This is a genomic window from Luteibacter sp. ME-Dv--P-043b (genome assembly GCF_030209605.1).
Lineage (GTDB): Bacteria > Pseudomonadota > Gammaproteobacteria > Xanthomonadales > Rhodanobacteraceae > Luteibacter.
On record NZ_JARVRT010000039.1, the window covers coordinates 16105 to 36910 of the forward strand.

The 20806-nt window shown below is 66.9% G+C and carries 17 protein-coding genes; 14 read left to right on the forward strand and 3 right to left on the reverse strand.

Annotation, left to right across the window (positions count from 1 at the left end):
• Nucleotides 1-251: 251 nt before the first annotated feature.
• Nucleotides 252-917 (forward strand): C40 family peptidase, encoded by a 666-nt coding sequence (locus QRN34_RS17125; protein WP_285406363.1) that lies wholly within the window; start codon nt 252-254, stop codon nt 915-917.
• 97 nt (nt 918-1014) lie between these two features.
• Nucleotides 1015-1755, forward strand: coding sequence for a pseudouridine synthase (locus tag QRN34_RS17130; protein WP_285406407.1), 741 nt, complete (start codon nt 1015-1017; stop codon nt 1753-1755).
• A 15-nt stretch (nt 1756-1770) separates the two neighbouring features.
• Here the strand turns inward: QRN34_RS17130 and kbl are convergent, their stop codons facing one another.
• Both kbl and tdh read right to left on the reverse strand, forming a co-directional pair.
• On the reverse strand, nt 1771-2970 hold the full coding sequence (kbl, locus tag QRN34_RS17135; RefSeq protein ID WP_285406409.1) for a glycine C-acetyltransferase: 1200 nt from the start codon (nt 2968-2970) through the stop codon (nt 1771-1773).
• A complete protein-coding gene (gene tdh / locus QRN34_RS17140) occupies nt 2967-3989 on the reverse strand; it encodes an L-threonine 3-dehydrogenase (protein ID WP_285406410.1) in 1023 nt (340 codons plus the stop codon). Before tdh ends, kbl begins: the two co-directional genes overlap by 4 nt.
• 174 nt (nt 3990-4163) lie before the next feature.
• Here tdh and QRN34_RS17145 point away from each other — a divergent pair, with 174 nt between their 5' ends.
• The 9 genes from QRN34_RS17145 to QRN34_RS17185 all read left to right on the forward strand — a co-directional run bounded on the left by QRN34_RS17145 (nt 4164) and on the right by QRN34_RS17185 (nt 16398).
• Complete coding sequence (locus QRN34_RS17145; RefSeq protein ID WP_285406413.1) at nt 4164-6335, forward strand: S46 family peptidase; 2172 nt, start codon at nt 4164-4166, stop codon at nt 6333-6335.
• Between the two features lie 70 nt (nt 6336-6405).
• On the forward strand, nt 6406-8568 hold the full coding sequence (locus QRN34_RS17150; protein WP_285406365.1) for a S46 family peptidase: 2163 nt from the start codon (nt 6406-6408) through the stop codon (nt 8566-8568).
• 310 nt (nt 8569-8878) lie between these two features.
• On the forward strand, nt 8879-9274 hold the full coding sequence (locus tag QRN34_RS17155) for a VOC family protein (RefSeq protein ID WP_285406368.1): 396 nt from the start codon (nt 8879-8881) through the stop codon (nt 9272-9274).
• Nucleotides 9275-10191: 917 nt separating this feature from the next.
• Nucleotides 10192-11145, forward strand: coding sequence for a tRNA (adenosine(37)-N6)-dimethylallyltransferase MiaA (gene miaA / locus QRN34_RS17160; RefSeq protein WP_285406371.1), 954 nt, complete (start codon nt 10192-10194; stop codon nt 11143-11145).
• A 117-nt stretch (nt 11146-11262) separates the two neighbouring features.
• Nucleotides 11263-11520, forward strand: a complete 258-nt coding sequence (gene hfq / locus QRN34_RS17165; protein ID WP_036142805.1) for an RNA chaperone Hfq — start codon at nt 11263-11265, stop codon at nt 11518-11520.
• A 93-nt stretch (nt 11521-11613) separates the two neighbouring features.
• The gene (gene hflX / locus QRN34_RS17170) at nt 11614-12921 is read left to right on the forward strand and encodes a ribosome rescue GTPase HflX (protein WP_036142801.1); all 1308 of its coding nucleotides are present in this window, start codon (nt 11614-11616) and stop codon (nt 12919-12921) included.
• 112 nt (nt 12922-13033) lie between these two features.
• Nucleotides 13034-14173, forward strand: coding sequence for a protease modulator HflK (locus tag QRN34_RS17175; RefSeq protein ID WP_285406376.1), 1140 nt, complete (start codon nt 13034-13036; stop codon nt 14171-14173).
• Nucleotides 14170-15039 carry a protease modulator HflC gene (gene hflC, locus QRN34_RS17180; protein WP_036142798.1) on the forward strand — a complete coding sequence of 290 codons (870 nt, stop codon included), beginning with the start codon at nt 14170-14172 and terminating at the stop codon, nt 15037-15039. Before QRN34_RS17175 ends, hflC begins: the two co-directional genes overlap by 4 nt.
• Before the next feature lie 51 nt (nt 15040-15090).
• On the forward strand, nt 15091-16398 hold the full coding sequence (locus tag QRN34_RS17185; protein WP_036142797.1) for an adenylosuccinate synthase: 1308 nt from the start codon (nt 15091-15093) through the stop codon (nt 16396-16398).
• 75 nt (nt 16399-16473) lie between these two features.
• On the opposite strand, the gene QRN34_RS17190 is transcribed toward QRN34_RS17185, so the two are convergent.
• Nucleotides 16474-17565, reverse strand: a complete 1092-nt coding sequence (locus tag QRN34_RS17190) for a sterol desaturase family protein (protein ID WP_285406379.1) — start codon at nt 17563-17565, stop codon at nt 16474-16476.
• Nucleotides 17566-17678: 113 nt separating this feature from the next.
• On the opposite strand from QRN34_RS17190, the gene folC reads away from it, so the two are divergent.
• The 3 genes from folC (at nt 17679) to QRN34_RS17205 (ending at nt 20795) form a co-directional block, all read left to right on the forward strand.
• A complete protein-coding gene (gene folC / locus QRN34_RS17195) occupies nt 17679-18956 on the forward strand; it encodes a bifunctional tetrahydrofolate synthase/dihydrofolate synthase (RefSeq protein ID WP_285406381.1) in 1278 nt (425 codons plus the stop codon).
• Nucleotides 18957-19043: 87 nt separating this feature from the next.
• A complete protein-coding gene (locus QRN34_RS17200) occupies nt 19044-20126 on the forward strand; it encodes an SPOR domain-containing protein (RefSeq protein ID WP_285406382.1) in 1083 nt (360 codons plus the stop codon).
• Nucleotides 20127-20159: 33 nt separating this feature from the next.
• Complete coding sequence (locus tag QRN34_RS17205) at nt 20160-20795, forward strand: CvpA family protein (RefSeq protein ID WP_036142787.1); 636 nt, start codon at nt 20160-20162, stop codon at nt 20793-20795.
• Nucleotides 20796-20806: the final 11 nt, after the last annotated feature.

Here is a 20806-nt window from a genome sequence, read left to right on the forward strand (position 1 = left end):
ATGTGTTCAGGTTTCCGTCTCGCAGCCCGCATTTTTGTGCGACTTGTATGAATGTTTCCTAGGACTGACCGCTTTTAACTTTATGCCAACAACAAGGCCGTCGTCGTTTGGTAACTTCACCACTCGTTCACGGTCGTCTCACCTTCACGGCGGCTTAACTTCACGATGAATAGGCCTTATCGCTCATGTATTTAAAGCGACTGACCGCTCTCGCGTTAGCCTCCTGCTGCATCGCTTCCGTCACACCCGTCATGGCCGACACCGTCGCCGCTCCACAGGGTCTTGACCAGTCCGCAACGCTGCTCCTCACCGATCTTCCCGTGTTCGCACCGGCGAACGCCCTGGCCCAGTCGGCCATTCCGGACATCGCTTCGCTCACCGCCCCCAAGGCGTCGCTCACCGCCCCGAAATCCACCGCCGCGGTCGCTGATACCACGTCCTCCGACGAAGATTCCCTGGCCGACGACGAAGACGACGACAGCGTCGTTGCCGCCGCCTCCGCCAAGCTCGCCGGCCACGTCGATGGCCATGCCCGCGAGGCCCTGCTTTCTTTCGCGATGAAACTGCGCGATATCCGCTACCACCGGGGTGGCCGCGCTCCGTCCACCGGCTTCGATTGCAGCGGTTTCGTCCGCTACGTCTTCGCCCACAGCATCGGCCTCGACCTCCCGACCAACTCGGCCAGCCAGTTCCTCGCCGGTCTCAAGGTCAAGCGCAACGAAATGAAGACGGGCGACCTGGTGTTCTTCCGCACCCGCGGCAAGGCCATCTCGCACGTCGGCATGTACATCGCCAACGGCCAGTTCATCCACTCCCCGTCGGCGGGCAAGACGGTTCGCGTGGACAGCCTCAACGAGGCCTATTGGTCCAAGCACTTCGCCGGCGCCAAGCGCCCCGAAGGTATCGCCAAGATCTGACGGGTACCCTTCAACGTATTTTCCGAAACGGCATGCTCCGGCATGCCGTTTTTTTTGGTGGCTGTCCATGCGTCGTCCTCCGTTGTCCCCGTCCGCCATGCGCCGACCCGCGCGATCGGCCCCTGCCTTTGGCGTGGCGCGGGTGCTGTCCAAGCGCGGCGTCTGCTCGCGCAGCCAGGCGGAGAAGGCTACCCGTGAAGGACGGGTGCGGGTGGATGGTCGCGTCGTGCGGGACCCGGAATTCCCCATTACCGGTACCGAGCACATCGAGCTGGACGGGGGCGGCGTGGAAACCGCCACGCCGGTCTACGTGGCGATGAACAAGCCGCGCGGTATCGTCGTGTCGGCGGCGGACGAGCGGGGGCGCGATACCGTGTACGGGTTGCTGGAGGGTGCCGGTCTGCCCTGGCTGGGGCCGGTGGGGCGCCTGGACAAGGCAAGCGAGGGCCTGCTGTTGCTGTCCAACGATACGGCATGGTCGGCCGGTATCACCGACCCGGCCACCCACGTGCCCAAGACCTATCATGTGCAGGTCGTCGGCCAGCCGGACGAGGCCACCCTGTCGGCCATGCTCACGGGTGTGATCGATGGGGGCGAGCCACTGCGCGCGGGTGCGGCATCGTTGCTGCGCCGTGGCGAGAAGACGGCCTGGCTAGAAGTGACCCTGGACGAGGGGCGCAATCGACATATCCGCCGACTGATGTCCGTACTCGGCTTCGACGTGCAGCGCCTGGTCCGCGTGGCGATAGGCGACCTGCCGCTGGGCGACCTGGGCAAGGGGCAGTGGCGTCACCTTACCGGGGCCGAGGCGGCGGCTCTTCGCCTCGGAGCCCGGTAGGCGCGCCGCGTTGCCTCAGTGTTTCAGGAGGCCCAGCGAGCGTCCGACCTTCGTGAACGCCGCGATCGCATGATCGAGGTGTTCGCGCGTATGCGCCGCGCTCATCTGCGTGCGGATGCGCGCCTTGCCTTGCGGCACCACCGGGAAGAAGAACCCGGTGACGTAGACGCCTTCGTCGAGCAGGTCGGCCGCCATGGCCTGGGCCTGCTTGGCGTCGTAGATCATCACCGGCACGATGGGGTGCTGGCCGGGACGGATGTCGAAACCCGTTTCGGTCATCTTCTCGCGGAAATAGCGCGTGTTCTCCTTCACCTTCTCGCGTAGGTCGCCCGCGGCGTCCAGCATGTCGAAGACCTTCGTGCCCGCCGCCACCACGTGCGGCGGCAGCGAGTTGGAGAACAGGTAGGGCCGGGAGCGCTGGCGCAGCAGTTCGATCACCTCGCGGCGGCCGGTGGTGAAACCGCCCAGCGCGCCACCCAGGGCCTTGCCCAGCGTGCCGGTGATGATGTCGATCTTGTCGAGCACGCCGTGTACCTCGGCCGAGCCGCGGCCGGTGTCACCGAGGAATCCGGTGCAGTGGCATTCGTCGATGTGCACGAGGGCGCCGTACTTCGCCGCCAGCGCGGTGATCTCGGCCAGCGGGGCCACGAAGCCGTCCATCGAGAACGCGCCGTCGGTAGTGATCAGCTTGGTCCGCGCGCCGGCGGCGTCGGCCGCCTGCAACTGGGCTTCCAGATCGGCCATGTCGCAGTTGGCGTAGCGGAACCGCTTGGCTTTGCACAGCCGGATGCCGTCGATGATCGACGCATGGTTGAGAGCGTCGGAGATGACCGCGTCTTCTTCGCCCAGCAGCGGTTCGAACAGCCCGCCGTTGGCATCGAAACAGGCGGCGTAGAGGATGGTGTCCTCCTTGCCGAAGAACGTGGCGATCTTCGCCTCCAGTTCCTTGTGCAGGTCCTGCGTGCCACAGATGAAGCGCACGCTGGCCATGCCGAAGCCATGCGTGTCCAGCGCATCCTTGGCGGCCTGGATCACCTCGGGGTGGTCGGCCAGGCCCAGGTAGTTGTTGGCGCAGAAGTTGAGGACGGAACGGCCGTCCTCGAGGGTGATCTGCGCCGACTGCGGCGAAACGATGATGCGCTCGCGCTTGAACAGGCCCTGTTCGCGGATGGCGTCGAGTTCGCTGGCGAAACGTGTCTGGCCCGGGTAGGTCATGTCCATGAGCACACCACCTTGCCGCAGTGACCCGCGTCCATCAGGTCGAAGCCGCGCTGGAAATCGTCGATGGCGATCTGGTGCGTGAGCACCTTCTGCAGCGGGAAGCCGGTGAGGACCATCTGGGTCATCTTGTACCAGGTCTCGTACATCTTCCGGCCATAGATGCCCTGAAGGGTGAGGCCCTTGAAGATCACCTTGTCCCAGTCGATGCCGGCGCCACGCGGCATGATGCCCAGCATGGCGATCTTGCCGCCGTGGTACATGCAGTCGAGCATGTCGCCGAAGGCGCGCGGGTTGCCGCTCATCTCCAGGCCCACGTCGAAGCCTTCGATGTGCAGGTCCTTCACGGTGTCCTTCAGCGACTGCTTCGACACGTTGACCACGCGCGTGGCCCCCATGTCGGCGGCCAGCTTGAGGCGGTAGTCGTTCACGTCGGTGACCACCACGTTGCGCGCGCCCACGTGCTTGGCGATACCCGCGGCGATGATGCCGATGGGGCCGGCGCCGGTAATCAGCACGTCTTCGCCGATCAGGTCGAATTCCAGCGCGCAGTGCGCGGCATTGCCGTACGGGTCGAAGAAGGCGGCCAGCTCGGACGGCACCTGGTCCGGGATCGGCCAGAGGTTCGAGGCGGGCATGGTCATGTATTCGGCGAAGGCGCCGTTGCGGTTCACGCCGATGCCGGTGGTGTTCGGGCACAGGTGCTGGCGGCCGGCACGGCAGTTGCGGCAGTGGCCGCAGACGATGTGCCCCTCGGCGGAGACGCGGTCGCCGATGGCGTAGCCGGTGACGCCGGGGCCGATCTCGGCCACGCGGCCGACGAACTCGTGGCCGATGGTCAGCCCCGGGGTGATCGTGCGCTGGGACCATTCGTCCCATTTGTAGATGTGCAGGTCGGTACCGCAGATGGCGGTTTTCTCGACCTTGATCAGGACTTCGTTCGGGCCGGGCTGCGGCACCGGCACTTCTTCCATCCAGATGCCTTGTTCGGGCTTGCGCTTGACCAGCGCCTTCATCGTCTGCTGCATGGGCTTCAAAGGGTTCCGTGCGGGGAAGGTCCGGGGGCGGACCCAAACCGCGATTATAAGGCCGCCACCGATCCGGTCGTGGTGCGCCGCGCCATTGCCACGACCGCCCGAGGGCCTCTATGGTCGGGTCCGCTTTGGGCAAGACCGACAGGGGCACCGATGATGGGAATCCGAACGATGATGCTGGGCGCGGCCATGGCGCTGGGGCTGGATGCGAAGGCCGACGAAGGCATGTGGCTACCGTCGCAACTGCCCTCGCTTGCGAAGAACCTCAAGGAGGCCGGCTTCCGCGGCAACCCGGACGACCTCGCCGATCTCACCCGCGCGCCGTTGAATGCCGTGGTCCGGATCGGCGGCGGGACCGGGGCGTTCGTCTCGTCCGACGGCCTGGTGCTGACCAACCACCACGTGGCCTTCGGGGTGATCCAGTACAACACGCGGGCAGACCGCGACCTGATCACCGACGGCTTCGTGACGCCCGACCGCGCCGGCGAACTGCCGGCGAACCCCGATTACCGTCTTCGTGTGACCGTCGGCTTCGACAAGGTCACCGACCGCATCCTGGCCGCCGCGCGCGGTACCACGGGCAGGGCGTACTACGACGCCGTGGATGCCGCCAGCAAGGCGCTCGTCGCCGAGTGCGAAGCGGAGGCCGGCATCCGCTGCAGCGTCTCGACGATGTTCTACGGCCGCGACTTCTACCTCGTGCGCCAGCTGGAACTGCGCGACATCCGGCTGGTGTACGCCCCGCCGCGCGCCATCGGCAACTACGGCGACGAGATCGACAATTTCGTCTGGCCGCGCCATGCGGGCGACTTCACGGTACTGCGCGCCTACGTGGGCAAGGACGGCAAGCCGGCCGATTTTTCGCCGGACAACGTGCCCTACCATCCGCCTTCGCATTTGCAGATCGCCGCGGAGGGCGTGGCCGAAGGCGACTTCGTCATGCTGGCCGGCTACCCAGGCACCACCTATCGCCATCGCACCGCGGCCGAGTTCGCCGATCAGGTGCAGTGGCGGCTACCCACCGCCGTGACGGTGCTCAAGGCCTTGCAGGACGTGATCGAGGCGCAGGGCAAGACCGACAAGGACGCAGGCATCCGCTATGCGTCGCAACTGCAATCGCTGAAGAACAGCATCAAGCGTTTCAGCGGTGAGCGCGAAGGCCTGGAGCGCAGCGACGCGGTGGCCGTGCGTGGCGAGGACGAAGCGGCGATGCTGGCGTGGCTGGCCACCCAACCGGATGCAAAGGCGCTGCGGCCGTCGATCGATCAGGTCATGGCGTTGATTGCGCAGGGCAAGGACGTGCGCGAACGCGACCTGCTGGTCGGCCTGTTGTCCGCGCAGACGCAGTTGATGCGAGGTGCGCTGTCGATCGATCGACTGTCCGTGGAACGGCGCAAGGACGACGCGGCGCGTGAATCCGGCTACCAGGCGCGCGACGAGGAGATGATCCACAGCCAGCTGCGGCAGATCCAGCGCCGCTACGATCCCGCCGTGGAAAAGGCGCTGGTCGGCACGTTGATGACACGCTATCAGCAGCTGCCGGACGCACAGCGCCTGCACGAGTTGGACACCGTGTTCGGCCGCACGCCCGCCGAACTGACCCGCGCGCTGGACCGCCTGTATGCGGCCACCCGCCTGGGCGACGAGGCCCAGCGCGAACGCCTGTTCGCCGCCGCCCCTGGCACCGTCGAGCGTGACGACGACGCCCTGCTGGTTGCCGCCCGCGCACTCCGCCCCGCGTTATTGCGCATCGAGGATGAGAAAAAGGCGCGAGAGGGGGACCTCATGCGCCTGCGACCCGCGTACATGCAGGCGCTGGTAGCCTATCGCCAGAGCCAGGGCAAGGCGGTCTACCCGGACGCCAACTCGACCCTGCGGGTCAGCTACGGCAAGGTGACGCCCCTGGCGGCACGCGACGCCGTGAGCTACGCGCCGGTGACCACCGTGCAGGGCATCGTGGAGAAGAACACCGGACGGTTCCCGTTCGACGCGCCGAAGCCACTCATCGACGCGATCCGCAAGGCCGACTTCGCGGGCTACACCGATCCACGGACCGGTGCGATGCCGGTCGACTTCCTCAGCAACCTCGACACCACCGGTGGCAATTCGGGCTCGCCCGTGGTGAACGCGAAGGGCGAACTGGTCGGGCTGAACTTCGACAGCAACTGGGAGGCCGTCAGCGCCAGCTGGATGTACGACCCGCGCTACAAGCGCGCCATCCATGTCGACATGCGTTACATGCGCTGGCTGATGGACAAGGTGTATCCGTCGCCGGCGTTGCTGGAGGAACTGGGGGTTCCCGCGGCCCATGCGCCGACGCACCCATGACCTCCGGCACATAGCCCCTCGCGGGCCCGTGCCGCATTGTTACCTTATAACACTCAGGGAGTATCACCCCATGCGCCGACTTGCCCTTGCCGCCGCCCTCGCGGCCGCGTTCGTTCCCGTTGCCCACGCCGTGGAAGGCATGTGGCAACCGGCCCAGCTGCCGAAGATCGCCGCCACGCTGAAGCAGCACGGCCTCAAGCTCGATCCGGCCTCGCTCACCGACCTCACGGCCTACCCGATGGGCGCGATCGTCAGCCTGGGCGGGTGCACGGCGTCGTTCGTGTCGCCGGACGGCCTGGTGGTCACCAACCACCATTGCGGCTACGGCGCGCTGCAGTACAACTCCACCAAGGACAAGAACCTCATCGAGCAGGGTTTCCTGGCGAAGACGCCGGCCGAGGAACTGCCGGGCTCGCCCGACATGCGGGTCTTCGTCACCGAGGAAATCCGTGACGTCACGGCCGACGTCACCGGCAAGCTCACCCCGTCGATGACCGGCCAGCAGCGTTACGACGCGATCGACCGGGCGAAGAAGTCGTTGGTCAAGGCCTGCGAGACCGACGGTTATCGCTGCGATGTCTACACGTTCCACGGCGGCTACAGCTACCAGCTGATCAAGCAGCTGGAGATCAAGGACGTGCGTCTGGTGTACGCCCCGCCCGAGTCCATCGGCAAGTTCGGTGGCGACATCGACAACTGGATGTGGCCGCGTCACACCGGCGACTTCAGCTACCTGCGCGCGTATGTCGCGAAGGACGGCAAGTCCGCCGCTTACTCGAAGGACAATGTGCCGTACCACCCCAAGCATGTCATCAAGGTCAATGCGCAGGGCGTGGACGAAGGCGACTACGTGATGGTGGTGGGTTACCCCGGCCGCACCAACCGGTACCGCCTGGCCCAGGAGGTCAGCAGCGCCATCGACTGGACCTACCCGACGCAGATCAAGCTTTACCAGCAGCAGCTCGACACCATCGCCGCAAACGGCAAGCGCGATCCCAACGTCACCGTGAAGTACGCCAGCCTCGTCGCCGGCCTCAACAACTACCTGAAGAATTTCGGCGGCCAGCTCGAGGGCCTGCGTCGCGCGGACGCCGTCGCGGTCAAGCAGAAGCAGGAAGCCGACCTCAACGCCTGGCTGGCCAAACAGGGCGGCGCCGAGAACCAGGCGCTGGCCGCCGACATCGCCCAGCTGAAGGCGAAGCTGGCCGAGTACCAGGCCACCCGCGAGCGCGACCTGGACCTGATGCTCATCCAGCGAACGCAGCTGTTCTCCGCGGGCGTGCGCCTGGCGAAGCTGGCCGACGAGCGTGCCAAGCGGGACATGGACCGCGAGTCGGGCTACCAGGAGCGCGACGAACCCCGTATCGAGGGCGCCCTGAAGCAGATGGAGCGTCGCTACGACGCGCAGACCGACCAGGAACTGCTGACCAACGCCCTGGTGCGCTACGTGTCGTTGCCGAAGGACCAACGCCTGACCGGGTTGGACACCTGGCTGGGTGGCGCGTCCACGCGTCCCGCGATCCAGGCGAAGGTGGCCGCCCTGTACAAGGGCAGCCAGCTGGGCGACACCGCCGAGCGCATGAAGTGGTTCAAGGCCGACGCGAAGACACTGGACGCCAGCAACGACAGCATGCTCAAGCTGGCCCGTGCACTGCTGCCGGAACTGAAGGCGATCGACCAGCAGGACGATGCCCGCGAGGGCGAACTGGCCAAGCTGCGCCCGCGCTACATGCAGGCGATCATCGCGTGGAAGGAGTCGCAGGGCTTGCCCGTCTACCCGGATGCGAATAGCTCGCTGCGGGTGACCTTCGGCAACGTGAAGGGCGTGGCGCCGCGCGATGGCGTGAGCTACTCGGCGTTCACCACGGCTGAAGGCATCGTCGAGAAGAACACCGGTGAAGATCCGTTCGACGCACCCAAGGCCGAGATCGATGCGATCAGGGCGAAGGCCTTCGACGGCTACGCCTCGAAGAAGCTGGGCACGCTACCGGTGGACTTCCTGGCCGACCTCGACATCACCGGCGGCAACTCCGGCTCGCCGGCACTGGACGCCGAGGGGCGTCTCGTGGGCCTGGCCTTCGACGGCAACTGGGAGTCGGTGAGCGGCGACTGGCTGTTCAACCCGAAGCTCAACCGGTCGATCCAGGTGGATGTGCGCTACATGCTCTGGGTGATGCACCACCTCGATCACGCGGACAACCTGTTGAAGGAAATGGGCGTGCCGGCGAAGTAAGTGGTGATAGGTTCTTCGCGCATGAGTGGAAAGGGCTCGCCGTTACTGGCGGGCCTTTTTCTTGTTCTTCGCGTAGTGCAGGAGGCGTACGTCTGCTGCTTGTGCGATGCGCGGAGGAGGCGTCGGGTGATCACCCTCTGCGCTCGGGCAGCGGCCGCAAGCGGCCGAACTCGCTCAGAGGGTGATCACCCGACACCTCGCTGGCGACTGAGGTGCCCGGGAGGAAAGCGACGTTCGCGACATTTCCGTTTTCGCTGGCGAGGTGAGCCATTACAATCTGGACGACCTTTGAAGCCCCAACGGAGTTTGCATGCTCAGTCACGTGATGGTGGGTTCCAGCGATATCGAACGTTCCAAGCGGTTCTACGACTCGGTACTCGGTGTCGTGGGTGCCGGTGAGCCCGTAAGGAACGTGTCGAACAGCGGCCATGTCCGGCTGTTCTATCGGCACGACGGCAGTTCGTTCTGCGTGACGCAGCCGATCAACGACCTGCCGCCCCAGGCCGGCAATGGCACGACGGTCGGTTTTCGCTGTGACTCGCCCGAGCAGGTCGCGCAATTCCACGACGCGGCGGTCGCGGCCGGTGGGGTCTCGATCGAAGAGCCGCCGGGTCCGCGCCAGACCGGCGCGGGCGAGGTGTACCTTGCGTACGTTCGCGATCCGGACGGCAACAAGCTCTGCGCGATCTTCCGTCCCGCGGCCTAGTAAGCGGGGTAGCTTGAAGCGGGGGACGGTGCGGGCCACCATGCTGCGTCGTCCCTTTTTTTATGGGTCTTCGCACATGACCGTGGACAGTCCCGAAGTCGAGCCATCGTCGCTCGTAGGGCGCGGCGACGAGGCGCCGGGTGGTCACACTCTGCGCTCGAGCAGCGGCCTCAAGAGGCCGAACTCGCTCAGAGCGTAACCACCCAGCTCCTCTGTGACGACGGAGGCACTCGGTGTGGAGAGCAAAGCGTTGGCGACATCGGGCGGGGCCACCCTGGAGATGACGCTCCGTGCGATGCCGCAAGCGTTGCTTTCCCAGCCCGCAACTTCAGTTTTCAGGGAGGTGTCGGGTGGTCATCCTCTGAGCGAGTTCGGCCGCTTGCGGCCGCTGCTCGAGCGCAGAGGGTGACCGCCCGACGCCTCCTCCGCGGGCAACGCGTGAAGAACTTTTTAGGAGCGTCGCCAGCACGGTTATCCACACCCAATGTGGATACGTGCTGCATAAGCCTGTGGACAAGTGGGAATTTGCACCGCGTGACGCGTACTTGCGTCACGCTGTTCACTCGCTGACCAGTGAATCAGAACAGGGCAAGCGGCTTGTCAGGGCGACATCTGCACCGTTGCGTCCGCTGCTTGCGTGGTGTCTTCCGCGGTCCGTGTGGTTATCCACAGCCGGTGTGGATACGAGTTGCATAACCGTGTGGATAAGTCGCATGTGCGCTGGTTGCTCAACGACTTACATTGCGCTGCGTACTTTCTGATCACGGCGGTGAGCGATGAGGTTACCCGACACCACTCCTTAGGTCATGCAGGTTGTTCCCGCATCTCATGGCGGAATGTCTGCCTGGGTAAGGGTGGACGCCATCGGCATGTCCGCCTGCGTTACCCTTGCGGTCGTTTGACCGACCGACGCGCGCATGACCCTGGATACCCGTCCCCTCGCCATCTTCCTGATGGGCCCCACGGCCTCGGGTAAGACGGCGCTTGCCTGCGCGCTGGCCGACCGTTATCCGCTGGGCCTGATCAGCGTGGATTCCGCGCTGGTCTATCGCGGGCTGGACATCGGTTCGGCCAAGCCCGATGCCGCCACGCTGGCGCGCTACCCGCACGAACTGGTGGACATACGCGATCCCGCACACCCTTACTCGGCCGCGGATTTCCGCACGGATGCGCTGGCGGCGATGGCCCGCCAGCACGACGCGGGCAGGGTGCCCTTGCTGGTCGGGGGCACGGGGCTGTATTTCCGGGCTTTGCAGCAGGGCCTGTCCGACCTGCCCGAGGCCGATCCGGCGCTGCGCGAGCGCATCGGCGCCGAGGCGTCACGCATCGGCTGGGCCGCGATGCACGCGCGCATGGCGGCGCGCGACCCGGTGGCCGGTGCACGAATCCGGCCCGGCGATGCCCAGCGGATCCAGCGGGCGCTGGAAGTGATGGCGCTGAGCGGCCGCACCCTGACCGAGCTGCAACGGCAGGGGCAGCGCGAGCGGTTCCCTTGGCGGGTGCTCAAGCTTGCCCTGCTGCCGGCGGATCGCACGCTGCTGCACGCGCGCATCGCGCAGCGCTTCGAGGCCATGATCGCGGAGGGATTCCTCGACGAGGTGCAGCGCCTGCGGGCGCGCGGCGACCTGCATGCCGACTTGCCGGCGATCCGGGCCGTCGGCTACCGGCAGGCCTGGGAATACCTCGACGGGCAGGGAACCGCCACGAACTTCCGCGACCGTGGTATCTATGCCACGCGGCAACTCGCCAAGCGGCAGATCACCTGGCTGCGCAGTGAGCTGGACGCACGCACCTTCGACCCCGACAGGCAGGATCCGCTGCCGGCGTCGGACGTGGCGCTGGCAGGGTTCCTGGAAAAGCCGATACGGTGACGTACGGCGCTTCCAGCCAGCGTTTAAAAGCGGTTAAGATTCAAGACACTTGGACCGGGGCGTCGAAAGGCGTTCTTTTTGCCCGGTCCCGTACGAAGGCGTAGGGGAGAAGAAGAAATGTCCAAAGGGCAATCGTTGCAGGATCCGTTTCTCAATGCGCTGCGGCGCGAGCGCGTGCCGGTCGCCATTTACCTGGTGAACGGCATCAAGCTGCAGGGCACGATCGAGTCGTTCGACCAGTTCGTGGTGCTGTTGCGCAACCAGGTGAGCCAGATGGTCTACAAGCATGCCATCTCCACCGTGGTGCCCAGCCGCAACGTGCGCGTCGGCGGCCACGACCATGCGGACGGAGGCACGGGCGACGTCGAGGGTTGAGGGAACCCCGGCGGCAACCCATATGTGTAAGGACGGGTGCGCGTATCCTTGGGTTACGCGTACCCCTTCTTTTCGATGAGGTCATCCCCCTAAGTGTTCGACAGGCAAAAGAAAGGCGACCGGGCCGTGCTCGTGCTGCCGCATTCCCGCGGCGAAGGCGACGCCATCCGGCGCGGCGAAGAGTTCGCCGAGCTCGTATCCTCCGCAGGCGCCGAGGTCCTCGCGACCATCTCGGCACGCGTCGAGAAACCCAACCCCCGTTTCTATATCGGCACCGGCAAGGCCGACGAGGTCGCCGAGGCCGTGCGTGCGCTCGAGGCGGACGTGGTGCTGGTCGACCACGAGCTGACCCCGGTGCAGGAGCGCAACCTCGAGAAGCAGCTGAAGACGCGCGTGGTCGATCGCGCCGGCCTCATCCTCGATATCTTCGCCCAGCGGGCCCGCTCCCACGAAGGCAAGCTGGAAGTCGAACTGGCCCAGCTCAAGCATCTTTCGACGCGCCTGGTGCGCGGCTGGACCCATCTGGACGCCCAGCGCGGCGGTGCCATCGGCAACCGTGGCCCGGGTGAAACCCAGCTCGAGACCGACCGCCGGCTGTTGGCCGAGCGGGTGAAGATGCTGAGCAAGCGGCTGGAAAAGGTCGGCGTGCAGCGCGACCAGCAGCGGCGCTCCCGCCTGCGCAACACCGTGCCGCGTGTGGCCCTGGTCGGCTATACCAACGCCGGCAAGTCCACGCTGTTCAATGCGCTCACCACTGGCGGGGTCTACGCCGCCGACCAGTTGTTCGCCACGCTGGACCCCACGGTACGCAAGATCGACGGGCTGTCCTGCGGGCCCGCCGTGGTCGCCGACACCGTCGGTTTCATCCGCGAGCTCCCGCATGACCTGGTGGCCGCGTTCCGCGCCACGCTGGCCGAGGCGCGCGACGCGGACCTGCTGATCCACCTGAGCGATGCCGCCGACGAGGAGCGCGACCTGCTGCGGCGTGTCGTCGACGAGGTGCTCGACGAGATCGGGGCGGGCGACGTGCCGCAGCTGTCGGTCATGAACAAGGTCGACCTGATCGACGTCGAGCCGCGGATCGACCGAGGCGATGACGGCAAGCCGCGCCAGGTATGGCTGTCGGCGGCGACGGGGCAGGGCGTCGAGGGCTTGCGCGAGGCGTTGGGCGAGTTGCTCGGCGGCGACCGCATCCGCTCGGGCCTTGAGCTTCCGCTCACGGCAGGCCGCCTGCATGCGCGCCTGAAAGCGGCCGGCGCCATTGCCGGGGAGTCCATCGACGAGCATGGCTGGCACCTGGATATCGACGCGCCACGCTCCGTGCTGGCGCCGCTGCTGGGCGACGACGAGCATGCGCGTGCCCTGCGCGACCTGATCGATCCGCCCCATCCGGCGTTCTGAGCCGCACCCGCCCGAACGCATCTGCTAGAATTCACGGCGTTTGCGTGCCTCTACCACGGCGCGCTGAAGGCTTTGCAGCCCCCACCACGGTCCCCCAAGGAGACTGCCGCCCATGGCTTGGAACGAACCCGGCAACGGCCAGAAGGACCCCTGGAACCGCAACCGGTCGGGTGGGCGCAAACCTGACCTCGACGGTGCGCTGAAAAGCCTGAGGGCGCGCTTCGGCAAGTTCGGCGCCGGCAGCGGTGGCGTCACCGCCATCGTGCTGGTCTTCATCGTGGCCTGGTTGCTGGTCAGCAGCTACACGGTGATCGACGCCCGCCAGGTGGGCGTGGTGCTGCGTTTCGGGCAGTTCTCGCGCATCCTGCCGCCGGGCTTCCACCTCAAGGCGCCCAGCCCGATCGAGACGGTGACCAAGGTCGAGACCACCCAGGTCCGTTCTGTCTCCGACAACGTGTCGATGCTCACCCGCGACGAGAACATCATCGCCATCGATTTCAACGTGCAGTACCAGGTGTCGGACGCACGCAAGTTCCTCTACTCCAATGCCGACCGTGAGGAAAACACCATCCACAACGCGGCTGAGGCGGCCGTGCGATCGGTGGTGGGCGCCAACATCATGGACAACATCCTGACCACGCCGGGTGTGGACACGCCCGCGCCGGACCAGGCACCGGTGGCCGGCGTCGCGCCTGCTGCCAAGGAAACCCTGCAGCAGCAGACCCGCGACATCCTCCAGGCCACGCTCGACAAGTACGACGCGGGCATCATGGTCACCGGCGTCAGCTTCCAGAACGTTTCGCCGCCCAAGGAAGTGAAGGACGCCTTCGACGACGTCAACGCCGCGCGCGAAGACAAGCAGAGCGAAGAAAACAACGCCCGCGCCTACGAGAGCCGCGTGGTGCCCCTGGCCCGCGGTGACGCCGGCCGGATCGCCGCGGTGGCCGAGGGCGACCGCGTCGAGCGCATCGCGCGCGCCAACGGCGAGGCCGAGCGCTTCGACCTGCTCCTGAAGGAATACCGCGCCGCGCCCGAGGTCACCCGGCGCCGGCTGTGGCTGGAAACGGTCGAGGAAGTGATGGCGGACAACCCGAAGATCGTCGACGGCACCAACGGCAAGAACATCATCCAGCTGCCGGTCGGCTCGCCCGACAACGCCGTTCGTAACGTGCCCGGCGTCGGCACCGTGGTCCAGTCGGCCACCACCGATGCCACCCCGACCACGAACCCGCCGCAGGGGAGCGCCCAGTGAAGATCGTTTCCGGCCTCATCGTCCTTCTCGTCGTCCTGCTCGGCCTCAACAGCGTCTTCGTGGTCAAGGAAGGCGAGAACGCCTTGCTGCTGCAATTCGGCCGCATCGTCCGTGCCGACTACCAGCCCGGCCTGCACTTCAAGATCCCGGTCGTGCAGCAGGTGATGCGCTTCGACAACCGTATCCTCGGCCTCGACGCCCAGCCCGAGCGCTATTTCACGCTCGAGAAGAAAAGCGTCAACGTCGACTTCTACGTGAAGTGGCGCATCGCCGACAACGCGGCGTTCTATCGCGCCACGTCGGGCGAGGACACCCAGGCGATCCAGCGCCTCACCCCCATCGTGAAGGACGCCCTGCGCCACGAGTTCAACTCGCGCAAGCTGGAAGACCTGATCGCCGGCGGCCGCGAGGACATCACCGGCCAGGTTCGCAAGGACACCGACGCCGCCGCCCGCAAGAACCTCGGCATCGCCGTGGTCGATGTACGCATCAAGCGCATCGACCTGCCCGACGAGGTCAGCGGGTCGGTCTACAAGCGCATGCGTGCCGAGCGCCTGCAGCTGGCCAACGAACTGCGCTATACCGGCCAGGAAAGCGCGGCCAAGATCCGCGCCGATGCCGATCGGCAGAAGTCGGTGTTGCTGGCGGACGCGGAGCGCGACGCCACCAAGGTCAAGGGCGACGGCGATGCCCAGGCGGCCGCCATCTACGCCCAGGCCTACAGCCAGGATCCGGAGTTCTTCGCCTTCTATCGCAGCATGGCGGCTTATCGCAAGTCGTTCGCCGATGGCAAGGGCGTACTCGTCCTAAAGCCCGATTCCGAATTCCTGCGCTATCTCAACGACGGCCCCGGTCGTCAGCGCTGATCCGTATCCACATCGCCCGTTCGGGCAACGCCACCAAAGAGAACCGTCAACATGGGTAAGTCAGTCGTAATTCTGGGCGCGCAATGGGGCGACGAGGGCAAGGGCAAGATCGTCGATCTTCTTACCGAGCGCGTCGGTGCCGTCGCACGTTTCCAGGGTGGCCATAACGCCGGTCATACGCTGGTTATCAAGGGCAAGAAAACCGTCCTGCATCTCATCCCCTCGGGCATCCTGCGCGACGACGCGCTCTGCCTGATCGGCAACGGCGTGGTGCTGTCGCCGGCCGCGCTGATGAGCGAAGTCGCCGAGCTGGAAGCCCAGGGCGTCGACGTGCGTCCGCGCCTGAAGATCTCGCCGGCCACGCCGCTGATCATGCCGTACCACATCGCTGTCGATAAGGCGCGCGAAGTGGCTTCCGGCGCCAAGGCCATCGGTACCACCGGCCGCGGCATCGGCCCGGCGTACGAGGACAAGGTCGCCCGTCGTTCCATCCGCGTCGCCGACCTCATGTACCCGCATGAGCTGCCGGAAAAGGTGAAGGCCGCGGTGGATTACCACAACTTCGTGCTGACGCAGTGGCTGAAGGCCGAGCCGGTCGATTACCAGACCGTCCTCGACGAAGCGCTGACCTGGGGCGAATACCTGCGCCCGATGGTCGACGATGTCGCCACCATCCTGCACGACGTGCGCCGCGACGGTGGCAACATCCTGTTCGAAGGGGCGCAGGGCGCGCTGCTCGATATCGACCACGGCACCTACCCGTACGTCACCTCCTCCAATACCACCGTCGGCGGCGCATTGGCCGGCACCGGTGTCGGCGCGCGTGACATCGACTACGTGCTGGGCATCTGCAAGGCTTACGCCACGCGCGTCGGCGGCGGTCCGTTCCCGACCGAGCTCAACGACGACATGGGCGAACTGCTGCGCAAGAAGGGCAACGAATTTGGTGCCAGCACGGGCCGTCCGCGCCGCTGTGGCTGGATCGACCTGGTTGCGCTGAAGCGCGCCGTGCAGATCAACGGCATCGACGGCCTGGCCATCACCAAGCTCGACGTGCTGGACGGCCTGGAAAGCATCAAGGTCTGCATCGCTTACGAATACCGCGGCAAGCGTCGCGAACTGGCTCCGCTGGACGCCGATGGCTGGGACGAGTGCAAGCCGGTGTACCTGGAGTTCCCGGGCTGGGAAGAATCCACCGCGGGCATCCGCGACTGGAACAAGCTGCCGCCCGCCGCGCGCGCTTACCTGCGTGCGGTCGAGGAGCTGTCCGGCTGCAAGCTGGCGCTGGTGGCCACCGGTGCGGATCGTGACGACACGATCATCCTGGACGATCCGTTTGGAGGCGAGGCGGGTTGCTGATCTTGCTTCGGTGAGATGAGGTGAAAAACGCCAGCCTTGCGGCTGGCGTTTTTTTTTCGCGCACATCGTGCGCTCCTACATGTCGTGCGTGCCGCGGACATCGCGCACATCGCGCACATCGTGCGCTCCTACCGGGGTTTCCAGGGCGTGGAGGTCGAGGTCCTTGACGGATATGGGGCGGTAGTCTTGGCCGAAGGCCACGTCGCCCAGGCGCCAGCCGGCGCGGCATCGGACGGCGCCCCAGAAGCGGCGGAAGGCGTTCCAGTGCAGGCCGACCAGGCCCTTGTCGTTGTCGGCGTCCACCATCGGATCGCCCACGCCCGTGGGGCGGATCGGCTCGCCGTACAGGGCGGTACCGAATACCACGTCCCAGATCGAGAACACCTGGCCGAAGTTGCAGTTGTGCAGGGTGGGACGGTCCGGGTCCACGCGCATGTGGTGCAGCCGGTGGAACACGGGCGAGACCAGTACGCGGTCGAGGACGGGGCCGAAGCGCACGCGGACGTTGGCGTGGGAGAAGTTCTGCACCAGTTCGCCGATCAGCATCAGCCATGCGAAGTCGGTGGGCTCCACGCCGATGACCAGTCCCACGCCGGCCAGCACCATCGACTGCAGGAAACCGTCGACCAGGCTGCCGCGATCGTTCGTCCAGCAACTCATCTGCCGGGTGCTGTGGTGCATGCTGTGCAGCGCCCACCACCAGGGCAGGGCGTGCTGCAGGCGGTGCATCCAGTAGTACACCAGGTCGTAGATGAGGTAATAGACGACGAACAGCGCCAGCGGATGCCCGGCCAGCGCGGGAATCCAGTGCGTGATGCCCAGCAGCGAATCGTCGCTGCCCGCCTCGTTGCCCGTGCCGCCGAAGTAGTTGCCGATCGGGGTGAGCACGAGGTAGCTGAACATCGGAAAGATGCCCAGCAGCATCATCAGCGTGTATTGGCGGTCCACGCGCGTGAGGCGGCGGTCCGGCCAGCGTTCCGCGGGAATCATCGACTCCAGCGGCCGGAACAGGAAACCGATGATCGCCACCTGCAGCAGCGAGATGAGGATCGCCTCGGCGATCTCCCGCGGGTCGCCGGCCAGTCCGTCCAGGTGGAGGAAGGCCAGGAGGGGAACGATCGCATGGGCGCGTGTGCCCTCGACCAGTGCAGACCAGAGCGCGAACATGCCGCCTACCTTCGCGTGTGCCAGGGCCGCAAGGGTGCACGCGACCGTCCGGAGCATTAAGCTGCACGCCTCTTTCATCGGGCTTTCCGCTCCATGTCACCCTGGTTTTCCCCATGACGCGCTCGCTGTCCGACTGGCTGGCCTACCAGGAGCGCACGCACCCCCGTGACATCGCACTGGGGCTGGATCGCGTCCGTGCCGTATGGACGGCCATGGGCGCGCCACGTCCCGCGCCGCTCGTGGTCACCGTGGGCGGCACCAACGGCAAGGGTTCCACCGTCGCCCTGGTCGAGGGGATGCTGCGTGCCGCCGGCTACCGTGTCGGTTGCTACACCTCGCCGCACCTGGTGCGCTACAACGAGCGCATCCGCCTCGACGGCCGCGATGCCGACGACGCCGCCCTGGTGGCGTCGTTCGAACGGATCGAGCGGGCGCGTGGCGATATCGCGCAGACCTATTTCGAGTTCGGCACGCTGGCGGCCATCGACCTCATGTCCCGCGCGTCGCTGGACGTGGCCATCCTCGAGGTGGGCCTGGGCGGCCGGCTGGATGCCGTGAACCTGGTGGACGCCGATGTGGCCGTCATCACCACGATCGACCTCGATCACCAGGACTGGCTGGGTGGCGACCGCGACAGCATCGGTCGCGAGAAGGCCGGCATCGCACGGCCCGGCCGACCGGCGATCGTCGGCGAGCGGCAGCCGCCGGACGGCCTGCTCACGGCGCTGGCGGCACACGGCGCACGCCTCGTCCGCGCGGGCATCGACTACCGCGTCGAGCCGGCAGGTGGCGATGGCGACGCCGCGTGGACCTGGGTGCACGCCGACGGCACGCGGCATGCGTTGCCGTTGCCGGCCCTGGATGCGCCGGTGCAGCTCGACAATGCAGCCACCGCCATCGCCGCCGTTCATGCTTTGGTCCCGCGGGTGGTCGTGCCGACCGCCGCGCTCCGCCATGCGCTGGCCGCGGTACGGGTGCCGGGCCGCCTGCAACGCATCGGCGAGCATCCAACGACCGTCGTGGACGTGGGGCACAACCCCCAGGCGGCGCGCGCCCTGGCCGCCTGGATCGATGCGGAGCACCGCGACGGACGCCTGTTGGCCGTGTACGGCGCCTTGTCCGACAAGGACACGAAGGGCGTGATGGCCGCCTTGGGCGACCGGGTCGATCACTGGTACCTCGCTGGCCTGGACGGGGACACGCCCCGGGGCCTTGCCGGGCCGGCTCTGGCGGACAGCCTCGCGGGGGTCCTGCCGCATGCCGCGCACGCGGTGTTCGACGATGTCGCCAGTGCCTGGGCCGGGGCGCGTTCCGCGGCCGGGGAGGGCGACACCGTCCTGCTGTTCGGCTCGTTCTTCGTCGCCAGCGCGGCACTGGCCGCTACGACGTGAACGCCCCGGCGCCCGGGGCGTCGGGGCCACCCCTTTGCCGGCTATAATCGGCTTGATTCGCTTTGCGCCGGTCGTATGGAGCCTTCCTTGAAAACACGCTTGCTGGGTGCCGCGGTACTGATCGCGTTGCTGGTCCTGTTCGTGCCCATGATGTTCTCCAGCGCGCCGCCGAAATCGGACGCCGACCAGACGGTCAGCCTGGAGATTCCGCCCGCGCCCGATCGCGAACTGCAAACCCGTACGCTCGATGTGGCCCCCGGCGGTTCGCCCGCCGCGGCCAACGGTGCGGCGCAGGTAGCCGGTACGACGCCCGCCAACGGCGGTGCGCAGCCGGTCCAGGCGCCTGCTTCGCCGCCGGCCACGGTCACGCCCGGTGGTGGCAGCAAGCTCGCCTCGGTGGACATCGCCTCGCGCAAGCCGGCCGACGCCCTGCCGGAAGATTTCGCCAATGCGCCGGCGTCTCCCAAGGCCGCCGCGCCGGCCACGCCAGCGGCTGCTGTCGCCACGGCCAAGCCGCCCAAGGCGGTTGCCGTGCCCGCCGCCGAGCCCAAGGCCGCCGCCGCGGAGGCCCTGCCCACAGGTACGGCCGGTCGCGGCAGCTACAGCATCAACCTGAGCGCCTACGCCGACCGCAGCAAGGCCGATGCCCTCGTGCAGAAGGTGAAGGCCCTCGGCTATCCCGTCAGCACCGCCGCGACCAACCAGGCGGGCAAGTCGCTTACCCGTGTTACCGCCGGGCCGTTCGAGACGCGCGCCGCCGCGGAAGCCGCCCGGTTGAAGATTACTGCCGCGGCGCCGGGCGCGCCGGCCTCGCTGTCGTCCCGACCGGAGACCCAGACCGCCGATGCGCCGGCGCGGGCTGCACCCACGCCCACGCAGGCTGCGGCGGCCGCGCCGACGGCCGCCGCGGTTCCCGCCGCCTCGCCGCGCGCCGGTGGCTTCGCCGTCCAGGTGGCCGCGGTCAGCAGCGAGGCGGAAGCCACGCGTCTGCGCGATAAATTGCGTGGTGCGGGCATCGCCGGCTATGTCGATACGGTCGTCGCCTCCTCGGGGGCCAAGCTGTGGCGCGTGCGTGCCGGCCCGCAGACCCAGCGCGACGACGCGACGCGCCTGAAAGACCAGATCAAGGCCAAGGTCGGCCTCGACGGCGTCGTGGTGTCGGCGCCGTAACGCTCGCATGACCACGACACCATGGGGGGCGCCGTGAGCTGGGTGGACTACGTCATCATGGGCGTGCTGTTCATCTCGGCCTTGATCGGCCTGGTGCGCGGCCTCATTTCCGAAGTGTTGTCGGTGGTGGTGTGGGTCTGCGCCTTCTGGGCCGCCTGGACGTTCGGTCCGCTGATCGCGCAGCGCCTGGAGGGCAGCATCTCGCTGCCCATGGCGCGCATCGGCATCGGCTATGGCGTCTGCTTCATGGGTGTGCTGCTGATCGGCGGCCTGTTCCGCTTCATGATCTCCCGCCTGGTGGCCAGCACGGGCGTTGGCGGGCCGGATCGCCTCTTCGGCATGGCCTTCGGCGCGCTGCGTGGCATCCTCATCGTCAGTCTGGTGGTGTTCGCCATGGGCTTCACGCCGTTGCCCAACGAGCCGATCTGGCGTGAATCCGCCTTGCTGCCGCAGTTCGCCGCGCCAGCTGCCTGGCTGGGCCAGCAGGTGCCCGGCAACGTGCGCCAGTACCTGCACCCGCCCGCGGCGCTGCAGGAGATGAAAATGCCCAACATGTCGATGCCCAGCGGGGCCGACCTGATGAAACTTCGCGACCTCACCATGCCAGGGCAGGCGCCGAAGAGCGATAATGCTCATCCTGCCGCCGCGACCACGTCGGCCCATCAGTAGAAGGCAACACC